Origin of the sequence: Qipengyuania nanhaisediminis (assembly GCF_900115585.1) — a bacterium.
Taxonomy (GTDB): domain Bacteria; phylum Pseudomonadota; class Alphaproteobacteria; order Sphingomonadales; family Sphingomonadaceae; genus Qipengyuania; species Qipengyuania nanhaisediminis.
Map to the genome: position 1 here is coordinate 395643 of NZ_FOWZ01000002.1, position 23377 is coordinate 419019.

A 23377-nucleotide genomic window follows, 5' to 3' on the forward strand; every position below is an offset into this window, starting at 1 on the left:
CCTAGGGGCGGTAGGTCGTTGCAGGCCCCTTGGTAAACCACTCCGAATACTGCGTTTCCCGTTCAAGTCTCGTGACGATGACGAATGGCTTGCCGTAGATGTCCATCGCCTTCTGCTCGCAAGTCGCCTCGAGCAAATAGGAGTTCACGTAGCTGCATTCAGCCGGTCCATAGTCATCAGGCCATGGGCAACTGCCATGCACCGGATCGCAATTCGAGGTGTCGGCGCGGATCGTCGCCGATATGATCTCGTCACCCGATACGGTGAAGTGTACCGGCTTTTCTGTCGTTGCGCATCCGGCCAGGGCCAAGACACTCGCTAAGAGCAGACAATCTCTGTTCCTCAAAACCCTTCTCCCGCGTCGCCCGGAGCGAACCGCACCAGCCTGCTGTCTGCCAGAGCCGCTGTCCGATTGACCACCGCCTTCTGGTAATCGGGATCCTTGATCATCTCGAAGAAGGCCCCTGCATTGGGATATTGCGCGACGAAACCGTCGTGCCATTGCATCGCTTCCGGCCCGGTCACCACCGTCTGGAACGCGCCGCGCCACACGATGCTGCCGCCGACGCGGCGAAAGATGGGGCCGCTCGTCTTGCCGTATTCCTCGTAAGCGCGGCGGCCGCTCCAGCCCTTGCCGTGATGCTCGTGCCCGTCGGGGTAATCTGCCTCATCGCGATATTGAAGGAGGTTGAGCATATGGATCGGCTCGTCGCGCGGGAGGTCCTTGAACGCCTGGAAGTTTGCAGGGCTCGGGTCGATGTAGGTTGCGCTCACGTCTCTCTCCTCAGACTTCGATTTCACGATAGGTGCCGGGTGCGATGCCGTCGACGCTCCAATCCCTGATGCGCCAGCGGATCAGGCGCAGGGTCGGTAGGCCCACGGCGGCGGTCATCCGACGGACCTGGCGATTGCGCCCCTCGGTGATCTCCAGCGCAATCCAGCTATCGGGCACGCTCTTGCGATAGCGAACTGGCGGGTCTCGGTCCCACACGGGCGGCGGTTCGATGCGTTTCGCTCGGGCTGGCCGCGTCACGCCGTCCTTGAGTTCGACGCCGCGCGCCAGTTTCTCCAAAGCCTCGTCAACCGCTTCGCCCTCTACCTGCACGAGATAAGTCTTCGCCATCTTGTAGCGCGGCTCGGCGATACGCGACTGCAGCCGACCGTCGCCGGTCAGCAGGAGCAGCCCTTCGCTATCCTTGTCGAGCCTGCCCGCAGGATAGACGCCCGGCACATCGACCAGATGCGCCAGCGTATCGTCCACCCCTTCCTTGCCCCCGGTGAATTGCGACAGCACACCGAAGGGCTTGTTCAGCAGGATAAGCCTGCTCACGTCTCGAGCTTGTAGTCGGCGAACCGGTCGCGCAGGTCCTTCTTGCTGATCTTGCCGGTGGCAGTGTGCGGGATGTCGTCCACGAATTCGACCGCATCGGGCAGCCACCACTTGGCGATCTTGTCAGACAGGAAGTTGACGACCTGTTCCGCAGTAACGTCCTGTCCCTCTTTCCTGACCACGAACAGGACCGGGCGTTCGTCCCACTTGGGGTGGTACATGCCGATACAGGCGGCCTCGGCGACGCCGGGGTGACCCACGGCCGCGTTTTCAAGCTCCACAGAGCTGATCCATTCGCCACCCGACTTGATCACGTCCTTGGTCCGGTCGGTCAGTTGCAGGGTGCCGTCGGGATGCAGCATCCCGACATCGCCGGTGTCGAACCAGCCATCCTCGGTCACCGCATCCTCTTCGGCCTTGAAGTAGCGCTTCACCACCCAGGGACCGCGGATCTGCAACGCGCCCGAGGTCTCGCCATCGCGCGGCAGGACCTTGGTCGGATCGTCGAGGTCGATAGTACGCAGCTCGACGCCGAAGATCGGACGGCCCTGCTTCATGGTCTTGAGGACCTTTTCCTCGAAGCTGAGCTGGTCCCAGTCATGCGTCGGACCGCCGACCGTGCCGATGGGCGAGGTCTCTGTCATGCCCCAGGCGTGCTGTACGCGCGTGCCGTTCTTCATCAATCGCTCGATCATGAACCGCGGTGCGGCGGAACCGCCGATGGTGGCGGCCTTGAGCGGCGGCAGGTCGATGCCCTCTGCATCGCAATACTGGAAGTGGGCGAGCCAGACGGTGGGAACGCCCGCGCTGTCAGTGACTCCTTCCTTGAGCATCATTTCGTGCAGTACCGCAGGGTCGTTGACCGCGCTGAACACGAATTTGATGCCCGCCATCGCGCCTGCATAGGGAAGCCCCCAGCTGGCCGCGTGGAACATAGGGACCACCGGCAGCATCACCGAGGATGCGCTGAAGTTGAAGGTCGAAGGCTGAAGGCCCGCAAGCGCATGCAGCACCGTGCTGCGGTGTTCGTACTGGACGCCCTTGGGATTGCCCGTCGTACCGCTGGTGTAGCAGATCATGCAGGGATCGCGCTCGTTGCCTTCGACCCATTCGAAGTCTCCCGATTGCTCGCCGATCCAGTCTTCGAAGGAAGTCGTATGCTCGCCGCTGTCGAAGCAGATGTAATGCTCAACCGTCTTCCACCGGTCACGCATCTTGTCGACGATCGGCTGGAAGGCGGCGTCGTAGATCATCACGCGGTCTTCGGCGTGATTGACGATGTATTCGAGCTGGTCCTCGAACAGGCGCGGGTTCACCGTGTGGAGGACGCCGCCCATCCCCGCGACACCATACCAGCTGACGAGGTGGCGGGAGTGGTTCATCGCGAGGCTGGCAACCTTGTCGCCCTTCTTCAGGCCGAGTGCCTGCAGGGCCTGCGCCATTTTCAGCGCATCGGTGCGAATGCCGGCCCAATTCGTGCGCGTTTCGCTTCCATCTGCCCAACGTGTGACGATTTCGCGATCCGGTGCTTCGCGCGCCGCGTGATCGATCACGTGGGTCACGCGCATGGTCCAGTCCTGCATCGCTCCGAGCATTCGTCTCTCCTCTCTCGTCCCCGGCCCGTCTTCGCGAGCCCGAATTAGCTGACGAGTCGGAGGTGTGCTCCGCCGCGCCGCTTGTCGAGCTGCACCTTGGCAAGGCTCGGCACGCTTGCCAAGCGTTCGGCTAGCTCCCCGTCGAGCGCGAAATTGCGGCCAAGACGCATGACGGGATCGGCAGCCTCGCCAGTCCGTAGCGTCACGAGCACTTCGTCCTTGCCCCCGACGGCCTCGAGCAATTCTGCTTTCAGGGCCTCAAGCGCTGCCGCATCGTGCACGTCCAGCGTCATGATCATCGGCATGGACCCACGCACTTCGGCAAGCGGCGTGCCTCCGCGAACGGTGATCCGCGGCGGCTCGTCGGGACTGGGGGAATCCAGCTCCACCTGCAGCAGGATGCAGGTCTGCTCTTCCGCCCAGGTGAGGAATTTGTCGACCATGCTTTCTTCAAAGCAGGCCGCGCTGAACTGGCCTGAGGCATCCGAGAAATCCGCGCGGACAAACGGCTTGCCGCGCCGCGTGGTGCCCTTGTTCACTTTCTCCACCATGGCCGCCATGACCGCGTTCGAGCGGCCACCAGCAGGCGCACCGCCCGCCATGAGCGAGGCGTAGGTCCGCGCGCCATTGGCAGAGGCTACGTCCTTCCACGCTGCCACCGGATGGGCGGAGAAGTAGAACCCGAAATTCTCGCGTTCGCGCGCCATGCGTTCGACCCGCGGCCAATCCTCAACTTCTTTCAGCCGCAGCGTGTCGCTTTGTTCTTCCTCACCGCCGAACAGGCCCGCCTGCCCGCTCGAGCGTTCGCGTTCCGCGGCATCGGCCACGGCCAAGAGGAGGTCGGCATTCTCGAAGACCTTGGCACGGTTGGGCTCCAACGCGTCGAGCGCGCCCGCACTCGCCAGCGCTTCCAGCTGCCGCGAATTGAGCGAGCCCTTGGGGATGCGCTGGAAGAGGTCCTGCAGGCTTTCGAACTGGCCCGAAACCTCGCGTTCATGGACGATGGCATCCATCGCCTTTTCGCCGACATTGCGGATGCCTGCCAGCGCATATCGAACGGCATAACCGTCGTCGGTCTGTTCGACCGTGAATTCGGCCTCGGACTTGTTGAGGCACGGCGGTTCGACCGCAATACCCTGCCGCCGCGCATCGTCGACGAAGATCGTCAGCTTTTCCGACTGGTGCATGTCGAAGCACATGGAAGCGGCGAAGAACTCCTCGGGGTAATGCGCCTTCATCCATGCGGTCTGGTACGCGAGCAGTGCGTAAGCGGCAGCGTGCGACTTGTTGAAACCGTAGCCCGCGAACTTATCGATCAAGTCGAACAGCTCATTCGCCTTGGCCTTCTCGATGCCCGAGACTTCCTTGCACCCGGTCACGAACCGTTCGCGCTGGATGTCCATTTCCGCCTGGACTTTTTTACCCATCGCGCGGCGCAGCAAGTCGGCATCGCCGAGCGAGTATCCGGCGAGGATCTGCGCGGCCTGCATGACCTGCTCCTGATAGACGAAGATGCCGTAGGTTTCTGCGAGGATGCCCTCCAGCTTCTCATGCGGATACTCGATCGGCACCTCGCCCGCCTTGCGCTTGCCGAAGAGCGGGATGTTGTCCATCGGGCCCGGACGATAGAGCGAGACGAGTGCGATGATGTCGCCGAAGTTGGTCGGCTTCACCGCCGTCAGCGTGCGGCGCATGCCTTCCGATTCCAGCTGGAAGACACCGACAGTGTTACCCGCTTTCATCAGTTCGTAGACGGCCGGATCGTCCAGTTCGAGCTGCGAGAGGTCGATCGTGATGTCGCGTTTCTTGAGGAGGTCGGTCGCCTTCTTGAGCACCGACAGCGTCTTCAGCCCGAGAAAGTCGAACTTGACGAGGCCGCTACTCTCGACATTCTTCATGTCGTATTGCGTGACCGGCATATCCGAGCGCGGATCGCGGTAAAGCGGGACAAGCTGCGCCAGAGGACGGTCCCCGATCACCACGCCGGCCGCGTGGGTCGAGCTGTTGCGCGGAAATCCTTCCAGCTGCATCGCGAGGTCGATGAGGCGTTTGACCTCGTTATCGTTGTCGTATTCCGCCTTGAAATCCGCTGCCCCGTTGAGCGCGCGCGGCAGTGTCCACGGGTCGGTCGGATGGTTCGGCACCATCTTGCAAATGCGGTCGACATGGCCGTAGCTCATCTGCAGGATGCGGCCCGTATCGCGCAGCACGGCGCGGGCTTTCAGCTTACCGAAGGTGATGATCTGCGCGACGTGATCGTGCCCGTATTTCTGCTGCACATAGCGGATCACCTCGCCGCGCCGCGTTTCGCAGAAGTCGATGTCGAAGTCGGGCATCGAAACGCGTTCCGGGTTGAGGAAGCGTTCGAACAGCAGGCCCAGCTGGATCGGGTCGAGGTCGGTAATCGTCAGCGCCCATGCGACCAGGCTGCCCGCACCCGAACCACGGCCCGGCCCGACCGGGATATCGTGATCCTTGGCCCACTTGATGAAGTCGGCAACGATCAGGAAGTAGCCGGGAAAGCCCATCTGGTTGATGATCCCGACCTCGTAATCGAGCCGGTCGAGATAGACCTTGCGCTCTTCCTCCGACATTTCGCCATAGGGTTCGAGGCGCGCTTCCAGTCCCTTCCGGGCATCGGCTTCGAGCATGCGCGCCTCGCCTTCGAGGTCGCCCGCGAGGCTGGGCAGGATCGGATCGCGATAGGGCGGCGCATAGGCGCAGCGTTGCGCGATCACGAGCGAATTGGCCGTCGCCTCGGGAAGGTCGGCGAAGGCCTCTTCCATCATATGCGCGGTCTTAACATAGCCTTCCGGATTGGACTTGGGCCGCTCCTCCGCGTCGACATGCGTGGAATTGGCAATGCACAGCATGGCGTCATGCGCTTTGTACATGTGCGGTTCGGCGAAGTTGGCCGGATTGGTGGCGACCAGCGGCAGGTCGCGGTCATACGCCAGATCGATCAGCGCCGCCTCGGCGGCCTCCTCCACCGCGTTTCCGCGGCGCGCAAGTTCGACATAAAGCCGGCCCGGGAAAAGCGCTTCGAGCTTGTCGAGCATGGCTGTCGCGTGACTTACCTGACCTTCAGCAAGCAAGCGCGTGACGCCGCCTTCGCTGGCACCGGTAAGTGCAATCAGACCGTCGGTGTGGCCTTCGAAATCCTCGATCCTGATATGCGGCTCGAATTCGAGCGGCCGATCGAGATGCGCGCGGCTGACGAGGTGGCAGAGATTGTCATAGCCCTTCTCGTCCTGCGCATAGAGCGGCACGTAATCGACCACTCGCCCTTCTTCGTCACGCGCGACGCCGAGGAGTGTGCCGGTGATCGGCTGGATGCCCTCCGCCTTGCAGGCATTGGCAAACATGACCGCGCCATAAAGCCCGTTGCGGTCGGCAATCGCGATCGCGGGAAAGCCGCGTTCCTTCGCCAGCTTGGCCATTGCCTTGGGGTCGATGGCCCCTTCGAGCATCGAATAGGCGGACAGGACACGCAGGGGAACGAAGGGCTTGTAGGGCATCGCTACAAATTAGTGATTTCCCACCAATTCGGAAGAGCGCGGGAAGTCTTATTCTCCACAGACGGTGGAGAAAATCAGTCGTCCCTCACCGCCGCGATCTTGCGCCGTGCGTCGCGGATGGTCGACCACGCGCCATAGGCGACCAGCACGCCGAGGAAGACCCACACCCAGACCGGGATATTTCGGCCCGCGATGGCGAGATAGAGATAGGCCGACACGAAGCAAAACCCTGCGCACAGCGTCGGGAGGACCGTGGATTTCTTCGCCCTCGCCCGCTTCACGAGCCACGCCATCGAGGCGAGGAAGAAGGGGATCGCGCCAACATAGATGGCGCCGAAAATGTACGGATTGACGCCATATTCGGAGCCAAGCGACAGAAACCACTGATTGATATCGGCAAGCATGGCCTATCCTTCGCTCGCTACGCCCGCGCGGTTACAGCAGCTTCTCGATATCCTTGGCGATGGCCTTGGGCGCATCGTTCGGACCGTAGCGCTTCACGACCTTGCCATCACGATCTATCAGGAACTTGGTGAAGTTCCATTTGATGGAGCGGGAACCCATGAGGCCGGGTTTTTCATTCTTCATCCAGTCGAACAGCGGACTGGCATCATCGCCGTTGACGTCGACCTTGGCCATCAGAGGGAATGTCAGGCCGAAATTCACCTTGCAGAACTGCTCGATCTCTTCCGCGTCGCCGGGTTCCTGGTTGCCGAACTGGTTGCAGGGAAAGGCCATGACCTCGAACCCCTTGTCCGAGTATTTCTGAAACAGCTTTTCCAACCCGTCATACTGCGGCGTGAAACCGCATTTGCTGGCCGTATTCACCACCAGCAGGACCTTGCCGAGCTTTTCTGACAGGTCGACTTCCTCGCCCTTGTTGTTGGCTACGGTGAAATCGGCGATGGTTGTCATTCGGCTGCGTCCTTGCGGCGATAGATGAGGTCGAAACTGTCGGTCCAGGTCTGGCCGTGATCGACACTGGCCTGTCCATATTGGCGGACCGAACCGTCGCCTTGCACGCTGTAGGTCATACGCACAAGCTGCGAATTTCCCTGCGCATCCTTGCCCCAATAGCCGGTGAGGATCATCTTGCCCTCGTGCGGCCCACCGTCGAAGAAAACGCGCCCCGGGCGCGCACCGACCCATAGCTGGTGCCAGTTGTTCGTCTGCGGATCATAGGCCGACAGGCTCGTCCCGTGACCGCCGCGATAGGGCATCCAGGTCTCGCGAATTGCGCAGTTTGCGCTGACTTTCTCTATCCGGCTGTCGGCGATCGGATCGCCTCCTGCAGCAGGGGTCACCTGCCATTCGCCGACCCAGAAATCGAAGGCCTCGTAATTCTCCCCCTCGCAGCGAGGCGGTGGCGGAGGTGGCGTTGCTGGTTGAGGCGCGTCGGTGCTGGCGGCTTGCAGGAATAGCAGCGCGATACTCGTCGTGATCATGCAAAAGGTCCTCCCTGATCCCGCCGTAGCCTGAGGCGCTCCGCCAGGTCACAAGCTTTCGACCGACTGGCAAGTAACCCCTACGAGCGTGGAAAATCCGGACGTTTGGAGAGCTCCGCTATCTCTTCAGCATGGTACTCACGGTCGCCGGCCTTCTCGATGTAATAGCCGGCCCGCTCTTCTGCGGGCAGCAGCATCAAATGCTTCACGAGGTCGGCGAATGTGCCGGAGCGCAAGCCTTTGGCTGCGTCGAGGACACCGTCGCCATCGCCGGTGCGATGCAAGGATGCCCTGTCATCCCACTGGATGCCGGGCGTGTGCGTGTCTTCCGCTTTGAAAGTGCTTGGGTGGTCGGTCATCGATTGTCTCCTTTCCCGATTAACGAGCGAGAAGACCTTCGGGTCCGCTAACCCAACACGCCCTCGTGCAACCGGACGACGCGGTCCATCCGCTGGGCGAGGCGTTCGTTATGCGTCGCGACCAGCGCCGCGCTGCCTTCCCCGCGGACAAGCTGCAGGAACTGCTCCAGCACCTTGTCGGAAGTCGCCTCGTCGAGATTGCCGGTTGGCTCGTCTGCAAGGACCAGCGCCGGCCGATTGGCGAGACCGCGCGCGACCGCAACGCGCTGCTGTTCGCCGCCGGAAAGCTGGCTTGGCCGGTGGGTAAGGCGGTGGCCGAGGCCCAGCGCGGTCAGCAATTGCTCCGCACGCTCTTCCGCCTCGCCTCGCGGCCGTCCTGCTACGAGCTGCGGGAGAACCACGTTTTCGCGCGCATCGAAGTCCGGGAGGAGATGGTGGAACTGGTACACGAAGCCGAGATGATCGCGGCGCAAGCTCGTGCGTGCATTGGCGTCGGATTTCTCTGCCGAATTCCCGGCAATCACGATCTCACCGCCAAAGCCGCCTTCCAACAGGCCGACAGCTTGCAGCAGCGTAGACTTGCCCGACCCCGAGGGTCCGAGCAGTGCCACGATCTCGCCGGGCATAATCTTCAGATCGACCCCGCGAAGCACGTCGATCCGTTCACCGCCCTGCTCGAAACTGCGGGTCAGGCCTTTGAGTTCGACGACGGGATTACTCATAGCGAAGCACCTGTACGGGGTCCGTGCTCGCCGCCTTGAGCGCCGGATAAAGGGTGGCGAGGAAGCTCATCACCAGCGCAAGCCCGACGATCATGGCGATCTCGACCGGATCGACCTTGGCAGGAATGGTACTGAGGAAGCGCACTTGCGGGTCCCACAGGTCCGCGCCGGTCAGCCAGCTGATGCCCTTCACGATCTGCTCCCTGAATGCGAGAACCAGCGCCCCGAGCAGCAGACCCGCAAGGGTGCCGAGCGCGCCGACAGTGAAGCCGGTCGTCACGAAAATCTTGGTCAGGCTGCGGCGCGTCGCACCCATCGTGCGCATGATCGCGATGTCGCGCGTCTTGGCACGGACCAGCATGACCAGGCTCGAAAGAATGTTGAAAGCGGCAACCAAGACCATGAAACTCAATGCGAAAGCCATCGCAGCGCGTTCGACCTGGAGCGCTTCGAAGAGGGTCGAGTTTATCGTCTTCCAATCCTGGACGACTGCCCTGCCCGCCAATTGCATCTGTACTGGCTCGAGAATGGTTTCGACCTCGTCCGGATCGGTTACCTTCACCTCGATCATGCCGACCGTGTCACCGATCAACAGCAACGTCTGCGCGTCCTGCATCGGCATGACCACGAAAGCGCCGTCATAATCGTAGACGCCGATCTCGAAGATGGCTGCCACCTCGTAGCCGACCTGGCGCGGGACCGTGCCGAAAGGGGTCGAGCGTCCCTGCGGATTGATGACCGTGATCGTATCGCCGACGCGCGCGCCGATATCTTCTGCAAGCCGCACGCCTATCGCGACCTTGCCCGCACCGGGCTGAAGCGCGTCCATATTGCCGCTGAGCGTCTTCTGTCCCAGTTCGCGCAGGTCTTCTAGCGTGTTGCCGCGCAGCAGGATGGCCTTGGCGCGGCCGTTGAACGTCACCAGCAGGGGCTGTTCTATCAGCGGAGAAGCCTCGACCACGCCCGGGGTCTCGCGCACTTCCTGAAGCACGTTTTCCCAGTCATCCAGCTTTCCGCCATAGGCCTGCACGATGGCATGGCCGTTCAGGCCCACGATCTTGTCGAGCAGTTCGGCGCGGAAGCCGTTCATAACGCTCATCACGATGACCAGCATGGCCACCGAGAGCATGACCACGGTGATGGAAATGCCTGCGACAAGCGCAATGAATGCTTCGCTCCTGCCGGGGAGCAGGTAGCGCTTGGCAATGGCACGTTCGAATGGAGAAAGGATCAAGGCGGCTCTTGTCTGTCGTTGTCCGTGGCCAGAGCGTTTAGGCAGACAAATCTGGCCGCGCAATGAATTGCGCCGTTTGGTCCACCATTCTCCTGACCAATACCCTTGTAATCGGGCCGTAACATCGCCATTGGACCGCCATCGGTTGGCAGCGCGGACAGCACCCTGTGAAAACGCCCCTTGGGAACCTCACCCACCCTTTCCTCGACGAGGATGGCGACAAGCTGCGCGAAGAGTGCGGCGTATTCGGCGTTATCAACGCGGCGGACGCGTCGGCGGCCACCGCGCTCGGACTTCATGCTCTGCAGCATCGCGGCCAGGAAGCAGCCGGTATCGTCGCTTGGGACGGCGCAGAATTCCGCGCCCGTCGCGGCCTCGGCCATGTCGCCGAAAACTTCTCTTCCGCAGAGGCAATCGCCGAATTGCCGGGCCATATGGCAGCCGGGCACGTGCGGTATTCGACCACGGGCGGCGCGGGTCTGCGCAACGTGCAACCTCTCTATGCCGACCTTGCGAGCGGCGGCTTCGCGGTAGCGCATAACGGCAATATCTCGAACGCGGGCAAGCTCCGCGAAGAACTGGTGCAGCGCGGGGCGATCTTCCAGTCGACCTCCGACACCGAAGTCATCATCCATCTCGTCGCGACGAGCCGCTATCCCACGATCGTCGATCGCCTTGTCGACGCGCTGCGCCTGCTCGAAGGAGCCTATGCGCTCATCGTGATGACGCCGGAAGGCATGATCGCCTGCCGCGACCCGCTCGGTATCCGTCCGCTCGTCATGGGCCGGATCGGCGATGCCATCGCCTTTGCCAGCGAAAGCGTTGCCTTCGACGTCGTCGGCGCGGAAATGGTGCGCGAGGTCGAGCCGGGCGAACTGATCAGGGTCGACTACGACGGCAATGTGGATTCGCTCCACCCCTTCGGCACGCACAAGCCGCGCCCCTGCATTTTCGAGCACGTCTATTTCAGCCGTCCCGACAGCTTTTTCGCAGGCCGCAGCGTTTACGAAGCGCGCAAGGCCATCGGCGCGGAACTCGCCAAGGAGAAACCGGTCGAGGCCGATCTCGTGGTCCCTGTTCCGGACAGCGGCGTGCCTGCCGCCATCGGGTATGCGCAAGAAGCGGGCATCCCCTTCGAACTCGGCATTATCCGTTCGCACTATGTCGGCCGGACTTTCATCCAGCCTTCCGACGGCGCGCGCCATGCCGGCGTGAAGCGCAAGCACAACGCCAACCGCAAGCTCGTGGAAGGCAAGCGTATCGTCCTCATCGATGATTCCATCGTGCGCGGCACCACTTCGATGCAGATCGTGGAGATGATGCGCGATGCGGGCGCCAAGGAAGTGCATTTCCGCGTGGCCAGCCCGCCGACCGCACACAGCTGCTATTACGGCGTCGATACGCCCGAGCGTTCCAAGCTGCTGGCCGCACGCATGGATGTCGAACCCATGCGCGAATTCATCAAAGCGGACAGCCTCGCCTTCGTTTCGATTGATGGCCTTTATCGCGCTGTCGGCGAAAAGCCGCGCGTGAAGGAATGTCCGCAATTCTGTGACGCCTGCTTCACCGGGGACTATCCCACCTCGCTGACCGATCTCAATCGGCGTGACGACAAGCAGAAGCAGCTCGCATTTCCGGTAAACAAGGTCGCCTGACATGACGAAACCGCTCGATGGAAAACTCGCCCTGGTCACGGGTGCGAGCAAGGGTATCGGCGCCGCAACGGCCATCGCCCTTGCCGAAGCGGGGGCCCACGTGGTCCTTACCGGCAGGGATGTCCGGGCGCTCGAACAGGTCGAGGACCAGATCCATGCCGTTGGCGGGGCATCGACCATCGCCCCTGTCGACCTGGCCGAAAGCGACGGCATCGCTCGCCTGGCGACGGCTATTTCGGGCCGGTGGGACAAGCTCGATATCCTTGTTATTTCTGCAGCTTACCTTCCGGCCTTGACACCGGTTACGCAGATCGACGGCAAGCAATTGAGCCAGGCGGTCACGGTCAACGTGCTGGCAACGCAGGCGCTGCTGGCGAATTTCGACCCGCTGTTGAAGCGAGCGGACGCCGCCCGCGTGATCGGGCTGACCAGCAGTGTCGGCGATACGCCCCGCGCCTACTGGTCGGCCTATGGCAGTACGAAGGCCGCGTTCGACAACCTGCTCGATTCCTATGCGCAGGAAGTGGAGAAAATCTCCGGCGTGCGTGTGGCGATCGTCGATCCGGGCGCAACGCGTACCTCGATGCGGGCAAAGGCCTACCCCGGCGAAGACCCGCAGACGGTCAAGCCGCCCCAAGCGGTCGGCGCGCGCCTCGTGGAGCTGCTTGTTAACGATTTCGAGACCCGTCACCGAGAGCGGATCGAAAGCTAGGTTAACCCTAAACCGCGACTCTTCCGTAATCCTCCTGAGAGAGATTCCGCTAAACAACACGCGCGTTTTTACCCGGACGTGCAGTTTCGGAATAATTCAGTCTCAGCAAGGTGCCGGATATGACCTACCAGACCCAGGATCGCTACTCGGTAGCAGCGCAGGAAGACCGGTGCGCACCGCGTACCAAGCTCACCATCCCCGGCCAGCTTCGCGCCAGCGGTGGCCGCGCGTTCCAGACGGTGGTCCACGATTTGTCGATCTCCGGCTTCTCGGCAGCGGCCATCAACCGGATGCACGAAGGCCAGATGTGCTGGCTCACACTGCCCGGCCTGGAATCGCTGCAGGCGCAGGTCGTGTGGTGGGAAAACTGCATGGTCGGTTGCGCATTCAGCGAACTGCTTTCGCCGATCGTCCATGATAACATCCTCGCCCGTTATAGCGGCGAAGGCGCCTACCGCCCCTACTGATTACGCAAGACAGGCGACAGTGCCGACGCAATGGCGGCGACCGCTGGGCGCTGGCCTGAACCTTCGTCCGGTATCTCGTCGTCGGTGGCGGTGCGCCCTACCGGCCTCCGCCACCACTCGTATTCAGGCTCAGTCCGATCCGGCAGCAATGCCATAGACGAGATCGCGGAACTTGCCTCGGTAGGCGTTGCTCGTTGCCATCGGCCAGTTGCTGACCACGGCCACAACCAGATCGCTTTCCGGTACGATGGTAATCGCCTGGCCGAAAATGCCCTGCGCACCGTAGGCGCCCTGCGGGTAAGCCCACCACTGGTAACCGTATCCGAAGCCCGGTGCATTGGGAGCGAAGGAAACCTGCGCTGCGCCTGAATCGGCGAACCAGCCTTCGGGTACGACACCCTCCCCGCCTTCGAGCACGAACTGGCCGAAACGGGCATAGTCCGAAAGGCGCAGCGAAAGGCAGCAGCCGCCGATATTGCCGCCGGTCAGGTCCTGCATCCAGAACAGCCCGCCTTCGAAGCCTGCGGGCTCCACGATCTTCTCCGCCGCATAGGCAGCAAGCGACTTGTCGGTAGCTTCCTCGACGATGAGGCCGAGCAAATTGGTCTCCAGCGTCTTGTAGACCCATTTCTCACCCGCCGGAGCCTCGCGCGTCAGCGTGCGGGCATAGGTCACTGCCTGCGATTCCCCTGCAACCGGCGCGATGGCCAGCATTTTCGCAACATCACTGTCCGGATCGGTGTAATCCTCGTTCCAAGCCACGCCCGACGTCATCGTGGCGATCTGGCCAACCGTGACGCCATCGTAAGCGGTACCCGCGAGAGCGGGAATGATCGACGTCACCGGCGTGTCGAAGCTTTCGATATAGCCATCCTCGATCGCCGAACCGAGCAAGGATGAGGTAAAGCTCTTGGCGACGGAGAAGCTCGTCCAGCGGTCCTGCGCGCCAAGGCCCAGGCCATATTCCTCGAACCGGACCTTGCCGTCTTCGAGCACCATCACCCCGCCGGCCTGCGTGTCGGCCATGAAGCTGCGGATTGCGGCGACGGTTTCGGCATCGAGGCTTTCTCCGCGGGGGAAAGCGCGCACCGTATTGGCCGGCGCAACTTCCAGGCCCGGGAACAGGGACTCCATATCGCGAAAAGCAGCGGAACGGCGTTCGTCGCTCCAGAACAGGATCGAATCGCCGGGGTCCATGCTGGCCATCTGTTCGGGCATGCTTTGCGTGACGGCGGGAGGCGCGGCATCGATCGTTTCGACCGGACCCGAATAGGCTGCAGAGCATCCGGCCACGGCCAAGGCGGTCATCGAAGCAAGTATCGCACGCATCATCTCTCTCCCTCATTCACCAGTGTTACTTGGTGCACATCTATGCCGCCCCCGCGGAAGCCGCCTTCGCAATACATCAGGTAGTAGCGCCACAGATTGCAGAACCGCGCATCGAAGCCTTGCGGCAATTCGCCATCACGTGCGGCGCGGTCGAATTCCTCGCGCCAGACGCGCAGGGTTTCCGCATAGTCGAGCCCGAAATCGGCCTGGTCGCGCCACGCAAGGCCGCGCTCCTCTGCGAGTTTGCGGAACTCGCTCGTCCTGATCAGCAGGCCGCCGGGGAAGATGTAGGCCTGGATGAAATCGGCGCTCTTTGCGTACTCGTCGAACAGCTCGTCGCGCATCGAGATGTACTGGATTGCGGCGCGTCCGCCCGGTCTCAAATTGCGCGCGATGCAGTCCATGAAGGTGGGCCAGTATTCCCGGCCAAGCGCTTCCACCATCTCCACGCTGACGATTGCATCGTATCTGCCCGCGGTGTCGCGATAATCCTGCTTGCGGAAATCGACCGCCGGATCGTGGCGCTGCCTCGCCCATTGCAGCTGTTCGTCGGACAGGCTGATCGCCGTGACGCCACTGCCTCGTGATGCAAAGAAATCGGCCAGGGCGCCCCAACCGCAGCCGATCTCGAGCAGGCGCTCGTGATCGCCGAGCCGTGACGCCAAGGCATCCCACTTGCGTCTCTGACCGGCTTCGAGATCGTTTTCAGCGACTCCCAGTCCGGAGGAGTAGCTCATCGTCGGATCGAGCCAGGCGGCGTAGAAATCGTTTCCGAGATCGTAATGCGCGCTGATGTTCTTCTGCGCACCTTCATGCGTATTGCGATTGATCAGATGGGCCAGTTTCAATCCGTGGCGGAAAGGCCCCTTGGCCCTCGCCGTGTCGCCGAGGCGGGACGCATGCTGCATGAACAGGGCAAAGAGTGGCACGGGATCGGGGCTCCACCACTCGCCCGCCTCCCATGCCTGGTACCAACCTACCGAGCCGTTGCTGGCGAGGCGCACCAGCGCATTCCAGCTGCGCAATTCGACGTCGCACTCGAAGCCGGGATTGCAGCCGCCAAGGACACGCTTCGTATCATCTGGCAAAGTTGCGCGGATCGCACCTGAGACGATTGCCTCGTCGATACGATCGAGGATCTTGCCGAAGCCGGGAGCGACGAGCCGTGCCAGAAACCCCGGCTTGCGGGCGAAGGGTTTCGCCCCGTCGAGCAGGTCGCGTCCGCGCTGGCTGGTAGGCATATCCATGGGCGCCGCTATGCCGTGCGGCGAAGCGGGCGACAAGCCCGCTACGACTTGCTTGCCCTATACGCTTCCAGCGCCCGTTCGCGCGCTTCCTTGTGACCGATCATCTTGACCGGATAATCGCCGCGCTTGTCGTCGGGCGGGTCGTGGATATTGTCGTCGGACAGGCCTTCAAGTTCGGGAACATATTCCCGGATATAGTCCGCGGCATCGAACTTCTCGCTTTGCGTAAGCGGGGCCATGATCCGGCTGAACATATTGCTGTCGACGCCTGTGCCGCTGATCCATTGCCAGTTGACGCCATTGTTGCCGTAATCGGCATCCACCAGGCAATCCCAGTACCACTGCTCGCCGAAGCGCCAGTCGATCAGCAGGTGTTTGACGAGAAAGCTGGCGCAGATCATCCGCACGCGGTTGTGCATCCAGCCCGTCTGCCACAGCTGGCGCATCCCCGCATCGACGATTGGGTAGCCGGTCATCCCGCGCTGCCAGCACTTGAGATCCTCTTCGATGAGGTGCCCGGCATTCGGATTACGCCACAAGGTCCGCTCGTCGTAATCGCGGTAACTCTCGCGCGGATAGTCGGGGAACTGGTCGATCACGTTCTGCGCGTAGTCGCGCCAGATGATCTCCTTGGCATAGGTTTTCCAACCGTCGTTGCGCTTGTCCTTGAGCTTGTGCCAGACCTGCGCCGGGCTGATTTCGCCCCAGTGAAGGTGCGGCGAGAGGCGCGAGGTGATGTCCTTGGACGGCAGGTTGCGGCCCTCGTCATAGTCCGCGACCTCGTCTGTCCACCAGTCGAGCCGGTCGTGTGCGGCAGCCTCGCCGAACTCCCAGAAATCGCGGATACCGCCCGCCCAGTCGGGCTTTGTCGGAAGCAGGTCCCAATCGGAAAGTTCATCGCTCTCCGGCCAGGTTTCGGGTGACGAGATAGTCTCCGGCTCACCCAGCACATCGCGCGGGGGCATCACTTCCAGCATGGCCTTCGAGAAAGGCGTGTAGATCTTGTAGGGATCGCCGGATCCGGTTGTGACGGAGCCGGGCGGCAACAGGTAATTGCCATCGTAGAGGCACAGTTTGCGATCTTCGCCCAGCGCATCGCGAAGCTCGTCCTCTGCCTCTTTCCACCACGGCTCGTAATGGCGCATGGCGTGGATGCAGCTTGCCCCGACTTCATCGGCGATCGAGGCGAGGATTTGCGGCGCATCGCCTTTGCGCAGGACGATTTTCCAGCGGCGGCTACCGAAGCTCCTGCCGAGGCTTTCCAGCGAGTAATGCAGCCACACCAGCGAGGCGCCGCCATAGGCATGGTCGCTGGCCCGGTCCTGGTCGAGGACGAATACTGGTATGACTGGACCGGCCTGGGCGGCAGCATGGAGGGCGGGCTGGTCGGCCATGCGCAGGTCGCGCCGCAGCCAGACGATTTGGGGAGAGCTCATGCGGACCTAACCGCCGTTCCCTCCCGACGGTTCCGTTTTCACGCCGTCGCAAATGTCGGACGGTAACCGGACCTCGAACCGACCCGTCGCGCGGGGATCGGAAAAGCGCGCATCCCTCAGCCAAAGCGTGCCGTCTTCTTCGGGCACGATATAGGGCGTTCTGGCCCAGAACAGGAAGGCGTCGATCTGGCTGTCGGAGGCGCGAGCACGCTCGAGATCGCAGCGGTCGAGCGGCACACCGGGAAAGGTGGTATCCTCGCCAAGTGTGTAGAGCCCGTTGCCCCCTGTGATCATGTCGCGTTTCCACGACCACAGCGGCGGCGGGCTGGCGATCACGATCTCGGTACCGGTCGGACTGCCGGTGACACCGCGCTCGGCATTGCCAGTGATGAAGCCTTGCAGAGCGATGTAAATGCCCGCGAGCGAAAGCGCGATGCGCGCAGGCTGCTTCCATTCCCCGCCCCGCTTCTCGCGCCGCAGGGAAAACCATGTCGCGAAGCCCATCCCGAGCCACAACCAGATGTCGATGATGAACAGAGTGTCGCCGTAGAACCACTGACTGCTGAACGGCTCGAGCAGGCGGATGCCGTAGACGTTCAGCCAGTCGAGCGCCGGGTGGGTCAGGCAGCCGATAAAGCTAAGCAGGAACAGCCACTTGAAGCTGACCGGCAACCGGTCGTCCGGCCGCTTCCCGCGACTCGCCTGCCAGCGGTCGAAGCCGTAGAGCAGCCCCGCGAGGATCAACGGCAGCAATATCAGCGCAGGCGGCCCGTGCGTAATCCCGCGCCGGAAGCCGAGATGCTCAACACCCTCCAGCCAGAAAAAACACGCCGCATCCACATCGGGCAGGTTCGCGCCGATGATCAGCGCGGGCATGGCGAGCCCGGTTTTCTTTTTAAGCCCCGCCTGTCCGATCAATGCACCGACCAGGCTGTGAGTCAGATTGTCCAAGCATTTCCTCCCGCCGATACCCGATAGCTTGCTTCGTGAGTTGGACTGTTATGACCACTCCGCAATTGCTGCGCCTCGCGCAAGGCCTTTGGCAGAAAATCCAGGACGAATACCGGCTGCTTCTCGGCTTTGTTGCCGCGATTGGTCTCGCGGTCACCTTCGGAGCTCTGGCTGGAGAAATGCTGGAGGGTGACTTCGGTGCCTTCGACAAGAATTTTCTTCTCGCTCTCCGTCATTCGGATGACCTCGCAACTCCGATCGGGCCGCACTTCATCCAGACCGCCATGGTGGACATCACCGCCATGGGAAGCGAGACGATCCTGACGCTTGTCACGTTGATGGCGCTGGGGTTCCTCCTCCTGCGCAAGCGCTATCGGCAGACCTTGCTGGTGGCGGCAGCGGTCGGCGGCGGGGCTATCCTCAGTGGCATCCTGAAATCGCTTTTCTCCCGTGCGCGTCCGGATGTCGTGCCGCGCCTTGCCGAGGTCAGTTCCGGCAGCTTCCCCAGCGGACATGCGATGAACAGCGCCATCATCTACCTCACGGTCGCCGTGCTGATCGCGCGCAGTTACGAAGACCCCCGCACGCGCAGTTTCATCGTCGGCCTCGCGGCGCTGGCAACGCTGACAATCGGGTTCTCACGGCTTTATCTTGGGGTTCACTGGCCGACCGACGTCGCGGCCGGCTGGCTGGTCGGCCTCGCGTGGGCGCTGCTGATGGGGATGATCGCCATCACCCTTCAGAAACGCCGCCAGATCGAACAACCGGTCGACGATACGACCGAATCCGAGGAAAAGCTTTAAACCGGGTCCTGCGCCGTACCGCTGACGGTCCAGGTCTGACCCTTGCCGAGCAGCTTGGCGAGATTGGCTTCCTTGCCTTCGCTCGCCTTCTTGCGCTCTTCGATCACCGCGTCCTCGAACGTCGGGCGCGGATCGTCGTAAAGCACGCCGAGCGCCATCGGGAACGGGCCGAAGGGCATTTCGATCAGCATGTGCGCGACCGAGCGATTGGTGACGTCGTGAACGATCACTCCCGCCGTTTCCCAATCGCCATCCGTCACATCGACGACCTCCAGGCTCAGCGTCTCGCGATTGAGCGCGATGCCCTTGGTGTCGCCAGCAAACAGCATCGGCTTGCCATTCTCCAGCCAGAGCTGGCGATCTTCCGCACCCTTGGGCGCTGCGAAGTCGTTGAAGACGTCCTTGTTGTAGACGATGCAGTTCTGGAAAATCTCGATGAAGGCCGCGCCCTTGTGGGCATGCGCCGCCTTGAGCACGTCGGGCAGGTGCTTCGACACATCGAACCCGCGCCCGATGAAGCGCGCGCCGCTGCCGAGGGCGAATGCCGCGGGGCGTGCCGGATGGTCGTAGCTGCCGATCGGGGTCGAGGGCGACTTGGTGCCTTCACGGCTGGTCGGCGAGGCCTGACCCTTGGTAAGGCCGTAGATCTCGTTATTGAACAGCATGATCTGCATGTTCACGTTGCGGCGCAGAACATGCATCAAGTGGTTGCCGCCGATGGACAGGCCGTCACCGTCACCGGTCACGAGCCACACGTCGAGGTCCGGATTGGCGAGCTTAGCACCCGTGGCGAAAGCAGGCGCGCGCCCGTGGATGGTGTGGAAGCCGTAGCTTTCGATGTAATAGGGAAAACGGCTCGAACAGCCGATGCCCGAAATGAACACCGTGTTCGCCGGATCTGCCCCCAGCTGCGGCAGCGTGCGCTGCACGGCTTTCAGGATGGCATAGTCACCGCACCCCGGACACCAGCGAACTTCCTGGTCGGTTTCCCAGTCCTTGAGCGTCGTTTCGATTTTAACGGGAGCGTTCATTTCGCACCTCCATCCGTGCTCGGAAGCTGTTGGTCGTTGGCGGGGACCTGTCCGCCTTCGTTTCCGGGGACGCCGTCGAAGAACTTGCCGATCTCGCGTTCCAGTTCGGCGATCTGGAAGGGCTGGCCGCTGGTCTTGGTGAGCGGCTGCGCATCGACGAGGAACTGGTCGCGCAGCACCGTCTTGAACTGGCCGGTGTTCATTTCCGGCACGAGGACGTGGTCGAACCCGCGCAACAGGTCGCCGAGGTTACTGGGCATGGGCCAGATGTGGCGCACGTGGATGTGGCTCACGTCCATGCCGTTTGCGCGGCAATTGTCGACCGCGCGGTGGATCGGGCCATAGGTCGAACCCCAGCCCACCACGGCCAGCTTGCCGGAGGTCTCGCCGAGGCAGACGTCCTGGTCGGGCACGGCGATATTGTCGACCTTGGCCTTGCGCAGGTCGGTCATGCGCTGGTGGTTGTCAGGCGAATAATCGATGTTGCCGGTCAGCTCGTGCTTTTCGATTCCACCGATGCGATGCATCATGCCGGGCGTGCCGGGCTTGATCCACGGACGCGCGCCCTTCTCGTCGCGCTTGTAGGGTAGCAGTTCCTCTCCGCGCGGTTCGGTCAGGAACTGGGCGGGGAACGGCTCGAAATCGGCCGGGTTGGGCACCTTCCACGGCTCAGCCGCATTGGCGATATAGCCGTCGGTCAGCAGCATGACGGGCGTCATGTACTGGGTCGCGATGCGGCAGGCCTCGATGGCGACTTCGAACGCGTCGGACGGGCTGCGCGCCGCAATCACCGGCATGGGTGCATCGCCGTTACGGCCATAGACGGCCTGATAAAGGTCGCTCTGTTCGGTCTTGGTCGGCAGGCCGGTCGACGGGCCGCCGCGCTGCGAATTGACGATCACCAGAGGAAGCTCGGTCATGATGCCAAGGCCGATGGCTTCGGTCTTGAGCGCAATGCCCGGGCCGGAGGAGGAGGTCACGCCAAGCTGGCCGGCATAGCTCGCGCCGATGGCTGCGCAGATCGCGGCAATCTCGTCTTCCGCCTGGAAGGTCGTGACGCCGAATTCCTTCAGCCGCGCGAGGTGATGGAGGATCGCCGAAGCAGGCGTGATCGGATAGCCGCCGAAGAACATCGGCAGTTCGGCCAGCTGCGCACCCGCAACAAGGCCAAGGCTGACGGCTTCCGCGCCGGTGACGGTGCGATAGAGACCCGGCGCGCTCGGCGTCGGATCGATGTGGACCTGCTTGAGCGGACCGGCGAGTTCCGCCGTCTCGCCATAGGCATGGCCAGCATCGAGCGCGGCGATATTGGCATCGGCAATATCGGGCTTCGACTTGAACTTCGCCTTCAGCCAGTCATGGATCGGCTCGCGCGGGCGATCGAACATCCACAGGGCAAGGCCCAGCGTCCACATGTTCTTGGACCGCAGCGCATCCTTGTTGCCGAGGCCGAAGGGCTTCACCGCCTCGATCGTCTTTTCGGAAATGTCGAAGGCCAGCACGTCGAACTTGGCGAGGCTGCCGTCCTCAAGCGGATTGGCGTCGTAATGCGCCTTGTCGAGGTTGCGCTTGGTGAAGGCGCCGGTGTCGGCAATGATCAGGCCGCCGGGTTTCAGGGCAGCGAGGTTCACCTTCAGCGCGGCAGGGTTCATCGCCACCAGCACATCGGGCGCATCGCCTGCGGTATTGATCTCGCGGCTGCCGAAATTGATCTGGAAAGCCGAAACACCGAACAGCGTGCCCTGCGGCGCGCGGATTTCTGCCGGGAAATCGGGGAATGTCGCAAGGTCATTACCCGCCAGTGCGGTGGAGAGCGTGAACTGTCCGCCGGTCAGCTGCATGCCGTCGCCGGAATCTCCGGCGAAGCGCACAACCACGGCTTCGGGGCTTGCGGGAAGGCCGCTATGCGGCCGGTCGGCGTCGCTCGGGGCGGCTGTTGCCATCCGGTCAATTCCTTGTCGCGCACCGAGTTTCACGGCGCATTGTCAATGGGAGCGCCACCTAGGACCCGCTCCCTCCTCTCGCAATGAAGTTTCTCTGCTAGCGGTAAAAAGCGCAGTGGAAAAGCGTAGCCGACACGCTAAGTCTCTTTTCGCAACGAAAGAGGAGAGAGACGCCATGGCCGATACCGAACATTTTGTGCGCGACGATGTACGCGGCTTCCTGGACATGCTGGAGCAGATCGGCGGCAAGGGCGTCGAGGAAGTCGGCGCGGTCGAAGGCCGTGTGCAGATGAAGACCATGGGCCAGCTGGCAGAAGCCCCGCCCCGCGACCTCGCGGTCAAGAAGGACCTCACCTGCCCCGGCCCCGCAGGCGATATCCCGCTGCGCTTCTATGACGCCAAGGACACGCGCGAAGCCGGTCCCTGCGTGATTTTCATCCATGGCGGCGGTTTCGTGATCGGCGATATCGAGGTTTACGATTCGCTCTGCACCGAAATCGCCCACCAGCTCGACCTGCCCGTCGTGTCGGTCGAATACCGCCTTGCCCCCGAACACCCCTTCCCCGCAGCACCCGACGATTGCGAAGCCGCGGCGCGCTGGGTGGCATCTTCGCCCGAAGCGCTGGGCCGCAAGATCACCGGGCTCGTCATCACGGGTGACAGCGCGGGCGGCAACCTCACCATCGTCACCACCAACCAGCTCGTGAACGAACCTGCCGACGTGCCGGTCATCGTCCAGGCACCGATCTATCCTGTGGCGAGCGACGTGTCGCAGCATCGCAGCCTCAAGGACTTCGCCGAAGGGTTCCTCCTCACCGGTGCGGCGATGGCCTGGTTCACCGAGCAATATGGCGGCGACCCCAAGGACCCGCGCAATACGCCGATGGTCGGCGATTGCAGCAACACCCCGCCCACGGTGGTGTGCACGGCAGGTCTCGATCCCTTGCGCGATTCCGGCCGCGAATATGCCTCGCACCTGATCCAGCAAGGCACGGAAGTCATCTATCTCGAATTTCCCGGGATCATTCACGGCTTTACCACGCTGAGAAAAGCGATACCGAGCGGGCAGAAGGATCTCGATGCCTTCCTCGATGCGATCAAGCTGATGGTGGAGCGTTACAGGTGAGTGAATTGGGTTACCGGCCCTGCGTCGGTGTGATGCTGGTCAATGGCGACGGGCGCGTGTTCGTTGGTCGTCGGATCGACAACAAGGAAGGCGACTGGTGGCAGATGCCCCAGGGCGGTGTCGACGAAGGCGAAGACTTGGACGAGGCCGCCCTGCGCGAACTGGCGGAAGAAACCGGAGCACGGCCCGAACACGTCGCCATCATCGACCGCATGGCCGAACCCGTGCGCTACGACCTACCCGAAGAACTGATCGGCAAGCTATGGGGCGGAAAGTATCGCGGTCAGGAGCAGGTGTGGTTCCTCGCCCGCTTCTCGGGCAGCGACGAGGATATCGACCTCAACGCCCATGATCCGGCGGAATTCTGCGATTGGAAATGGGCCGAACCCGAGCAGCTTCCCGAGCTGATCGTGCCGTTCAAGAAGCGCGTCTACCGCGCCGTAGTCGAGGCGTTCCGCGAACTGGTCTGACCGC

Annotated in this window: 23 protein-coding genes; 6 read left to right on the forward strand and 17 right to left on the reverse strand. The window is 62.5% G+C overall.

All coding sequences use genetic code 11. The features are described 5' to 3' along the window. Position 1: 1 nt before the first annotated feature. From BM173_RS07495 to BM173_RS07545, 11 genes are all read right to left on the reverse strand, one after another. Positions 2 to 310 carry a hypothetical protein gene (locus BM173_RS07495; protein WP_090479469.1) on the reverse strand — a complete coding sequence of 103 codons (309 nt, stop codon included), beginning with the start codon at positions 308 to 310 and terminating at the stop codon, positions 2 to 4. A 32-nt stretch (positions 311 to 342) separates the two neighbouring features. Beyond that, positions 343 to 774: a DUF1330 domain-containing protein gene (locus BM173_RS07500; RefSeq protein ID WP_090479472.1), complete on the reverse strand. Its 432-nt coding sequence runs from the start codon at positions 772 to 774 to the stop codon at positions 343 to 345. A 10-nt stretch (positions 775 to 784) separates the two neighbouring features. Beyond that, on the reverse strand, positions 785 to 1330 hold the full coding sequence (locus tag BM173_RS07505) for a pseudouridine synthase (protein ID WP_090479475.1): 546 nt from the start codon (positions 1328 to 1330) through the stop codon (positions 785 to 787). Beyond that, complete coding sequence (locus tag BM173_RS07510; RefSeq protein WP_090479478.1) at positions 1327 to 2925, reverse strand: long-chain fatty acid--CoA ligase; 1599 nt, start codon at positions 2923 to 2925, stop codon at positions 1327 to 1329. The genes BM173_RS07505 and BM173_RS07510 overlap by 4 nt, the downstream gene beginning before the upstream one ends. Before the next feature lie 44 nt (positions 2926 to 2969). Beyond that, on the reverse strand, positions 2970 to 6443 hold the full coding sequence (dnaE, locus tag BM173_RS07515; protein ID WP_090479481.1) for a DNA polymerase III subunit alpha: 3474 nt from the start codon (positions 6441 to 6443) through the stop codon (positions 2970 to 2972). A 74-nt stretch (positions 6444 to 6517) separates the two neighbouring features. Beyond that, a complete protein-coding gene (locus tag BM173_RS07520) occupies positions 6518 to 6847 on the reverse strand; it encodes a hypothetical protein (protein WP_090479484.1) in 330 nt (109 codons plus the stop codon). Positions 6848 to 6878: 31 nt separating this feature from the next. After that, positions 6879 to 7358, reverse strand: coding sequence for a glutathione peroxidase (locus tag BM173_RS07525; protein WP_090479487.1), 480 nt, complete (start codon positions 7356 to 7358; stop codon positions 6879 to 6881). Then, on the reverse strand, positions 7355 to 7888 hold the full coding sequence (locus tag BM173_RS07530; protein WP_090479490.1) for a hypothetical protein: 534 nt from the start codon (positions 7886 to 7888) through the stop codon (positions 7355 to 7357). The genes BM173_RS07525 and BM173_RS07530 overlap by 4 nt, the downstream gene beginning before the upstream one ends. Before the next feature lie 80 nt (positions 7889 to 7968). Continuing rightward, entirely contained in the window at positions 7969 to 8247 is a 279-nt protein-coding gene (locus tag BM173_RS07535; RefSeq protein WP_090479494.1) for a hypothetical protein, read from the reverse strand. A 47-nt stretch (positions 8248 to 8294) separates the two neighbouring features. Beyond that, positions 8295 to 8969: an ABC transporter ATP-binding protein gene (locus BM173_RS07540; RefSeq protein WP_090479497.1), complete on the reverse strand. Its 675-nt coding sequence runs from the start codon at positions 8967 to 8969 to the stop codon at positions 8295 to 8297. Then, complete coding sequence (locus BM173_RS07545; RefSeq protein WP_090479500.1) at positions 8962 to 10203, reverse strand: lipoprotein-releasing ABC transporter permease subunit; 1242 nt, start codon at positions 10201 to 10203, stop codon at positions 8962 to 8964. The genes BM173_RS07540 and BM173_RS07545 overlap by 8 nt, the downstream gene beginning before the upstream one ends. Before the next feature lie 167 nt (positions 10204 to 10370). On the opposite strand from BM173_RS07545, the gene purF reads away from it, so the two are divergent. The 3 genes from purF to BM173_RS07560 all read left to right on the forward strand — a co-directional run bounded on the left by purF (position 10371) and on the right by BM173_RS07560 (position 13037). Next, positions 10371 to 11858, forward strand: coding sequence for an amidophosphoribosyltransferase (gene purF, locus BM173_RS07550; RefSeq protein ID WP_090479502.1), 1488 nt, complete (start codon positions 10371 to 10373; stop codon positions 11856 to 11858). A 1-nt stretch (position 11859) separates the two neighbouring features. After that, entirely contained in the window at positions 11860 to 12570 is a 711-nt protein-coding gene (locus BM173_RS07555) for an SDR family NAD(P)-dependent oxidoreductase (RefSeq protein ID WP_090479505.1), read from the forward strand. A gap of 119 nt (positions 12571 to 12689) precedes the next feature. Next, positions 12690 to 13037 carry a PilZ domain-containing protein gene (locus BM173_RS07560; RefSeq protein WP_090479507.1) on the forward strand — a complete coding sequence of 116 codons (348 nt, stop codon included), beginning with the start codon at positions 12690 to 12692 and terminating at the stop codon, positions 13035 to 13037. Between the two features lie 129 nt (positions 13038 to 13166). Here the strand turns inward: BM173_RS07560 and BM173_RS07565 are convergent, their stop codons facing one another. The 4 genes from BM173_RS07565 to BM173_RS07580 are packed head-to-tail and all read right to left on the reverse strand — an operon-like array spanning position 13167 to position 18000. Continuing rightward, a complete protein-coding gene (locus BM173_RS07565) occupies positions 13167 to 14366 on the reverse strand; it encodes a serine hydrolase domain-containing protein (RefSeq protein WP_090480256.1) in 1200 nt (399 codons plus the stop codon). After that, positions 14366 to 15613: an SAM-dependent methyltransferase gene (locus BM173_RS07570; RefSeq protein WP_090479508.1), complete on the reverse strand. Its 1248-nt coding sequence runs from the start codon at positions 15611 to 15613 to the stop codon at positions 14366 to 14368. The genes BM173_RS07565 and BM173_RS07570 overlap by 1 nt, the downstream gene beginning before the upstream one ends. A gap of 41 nt (positions 15614 to 15654) precedes the next feature. After that, a complete protein-coding gene (locus tag BM173_RS07575) occupies positions 15655 to 17049 on the reverse strand; it encodes a cryptochrome/photolyase family protein (RefSeq protein ID WP_090479511.1) in 1395 nt (464 codons plus the stop codon). 6 nt (positions 17050 to 17055) lie between these two features. Then, on the reverse strand, positions 17056 to 18000 hold the full coding sequence (locus BM173_RS07580) for a metal-dependent hydrolase (RefSeq protein WP_090479514.1): 945 nt from the start codon (positions 17998 to 18000) through the stop codon (positions 17056 to 17058). Between the two features lie 35 nt (positions 18001 to 18035). On the opposite strand from BM173_RS07580, the gene BM173_RS07585 reads away from it, so the two are divergent. Further along, positions 18036 to 18803 carry a phosphatase PAP2 family protein gene (locus BM173_RS07585; RefSeq protein ID WP_177201839.1) on the forward strand — a complete coding sequence of 256 codons (768 nt, stop codon included), beginning with the start codon at positions 18036 to 18038 and terminating at the stop codon, positions 18801 to 18803. On the opposite strand, the gene BM173_RS07590 is transcribed toward BM173_RS07585, so the two are convergent. Further along, complete coding sequence (locus BM173_RS07590) at positions 18800 to 19834, reverse strand: 2-oxoacid:ferredoxin oxidoreductase subunit beta (protein ID WP_090479517.1); 1035 nt, start codon at positions 19832 to 19834, stop codon at positions 18800 to 18802. The genes BM173_RS07585 and BM173_RS07590 overlap by 4 nt on opposite strands. Then, positions 19831 to 21777, reverse strand: a complete 1947-nt coding sequence (locus BM173_RS07595) for a 2-oxoacid:acceptor oxidoreductase subunit alpha (RefSeq protein ID WP_090479520.1) — start codon at positions 21775 to 21777, stop codon at positions 19831 to 19833. The genes BM173_RS07590 and BM173_RS07595 overlap by 4 nt, the downstream gene beginning before the upstream one ends. Before the next feature lie 175 nt (positions 21778 to 21952). Here BM173_RS07595 and BM173_RS07600 point away from each other — a divergent pair, with 175 nt between their 5' ends. Together BM173_RS07600 and BM173_RS07605 are read left to right on the forward strand one after the other, a co-directional pair. Further along, complete coding sequence (locus BM173_RS07600; protein WP_090479523.1) at positions 21953 to 22903, forward strand: alpha/beta hydrolase; 951 nt, start codon at positions 21953 to 21955, stop codon at positions 22901 to 22903. Positions 22904 to 22935: 32 nt separating this feature from the next. After that, positions 22936 to 23373, forward strand: coding sequence for an RNA pyrophosphohydrolase (locus BM173_RS07605; RefSeq protein WP_245755833.1), 438 nt, complete (start codon positions 22936 to 22938; stop codon positions 23371 to 23373). Positions 23374 to 23377 lie beyond the last annotated feature (4 nt).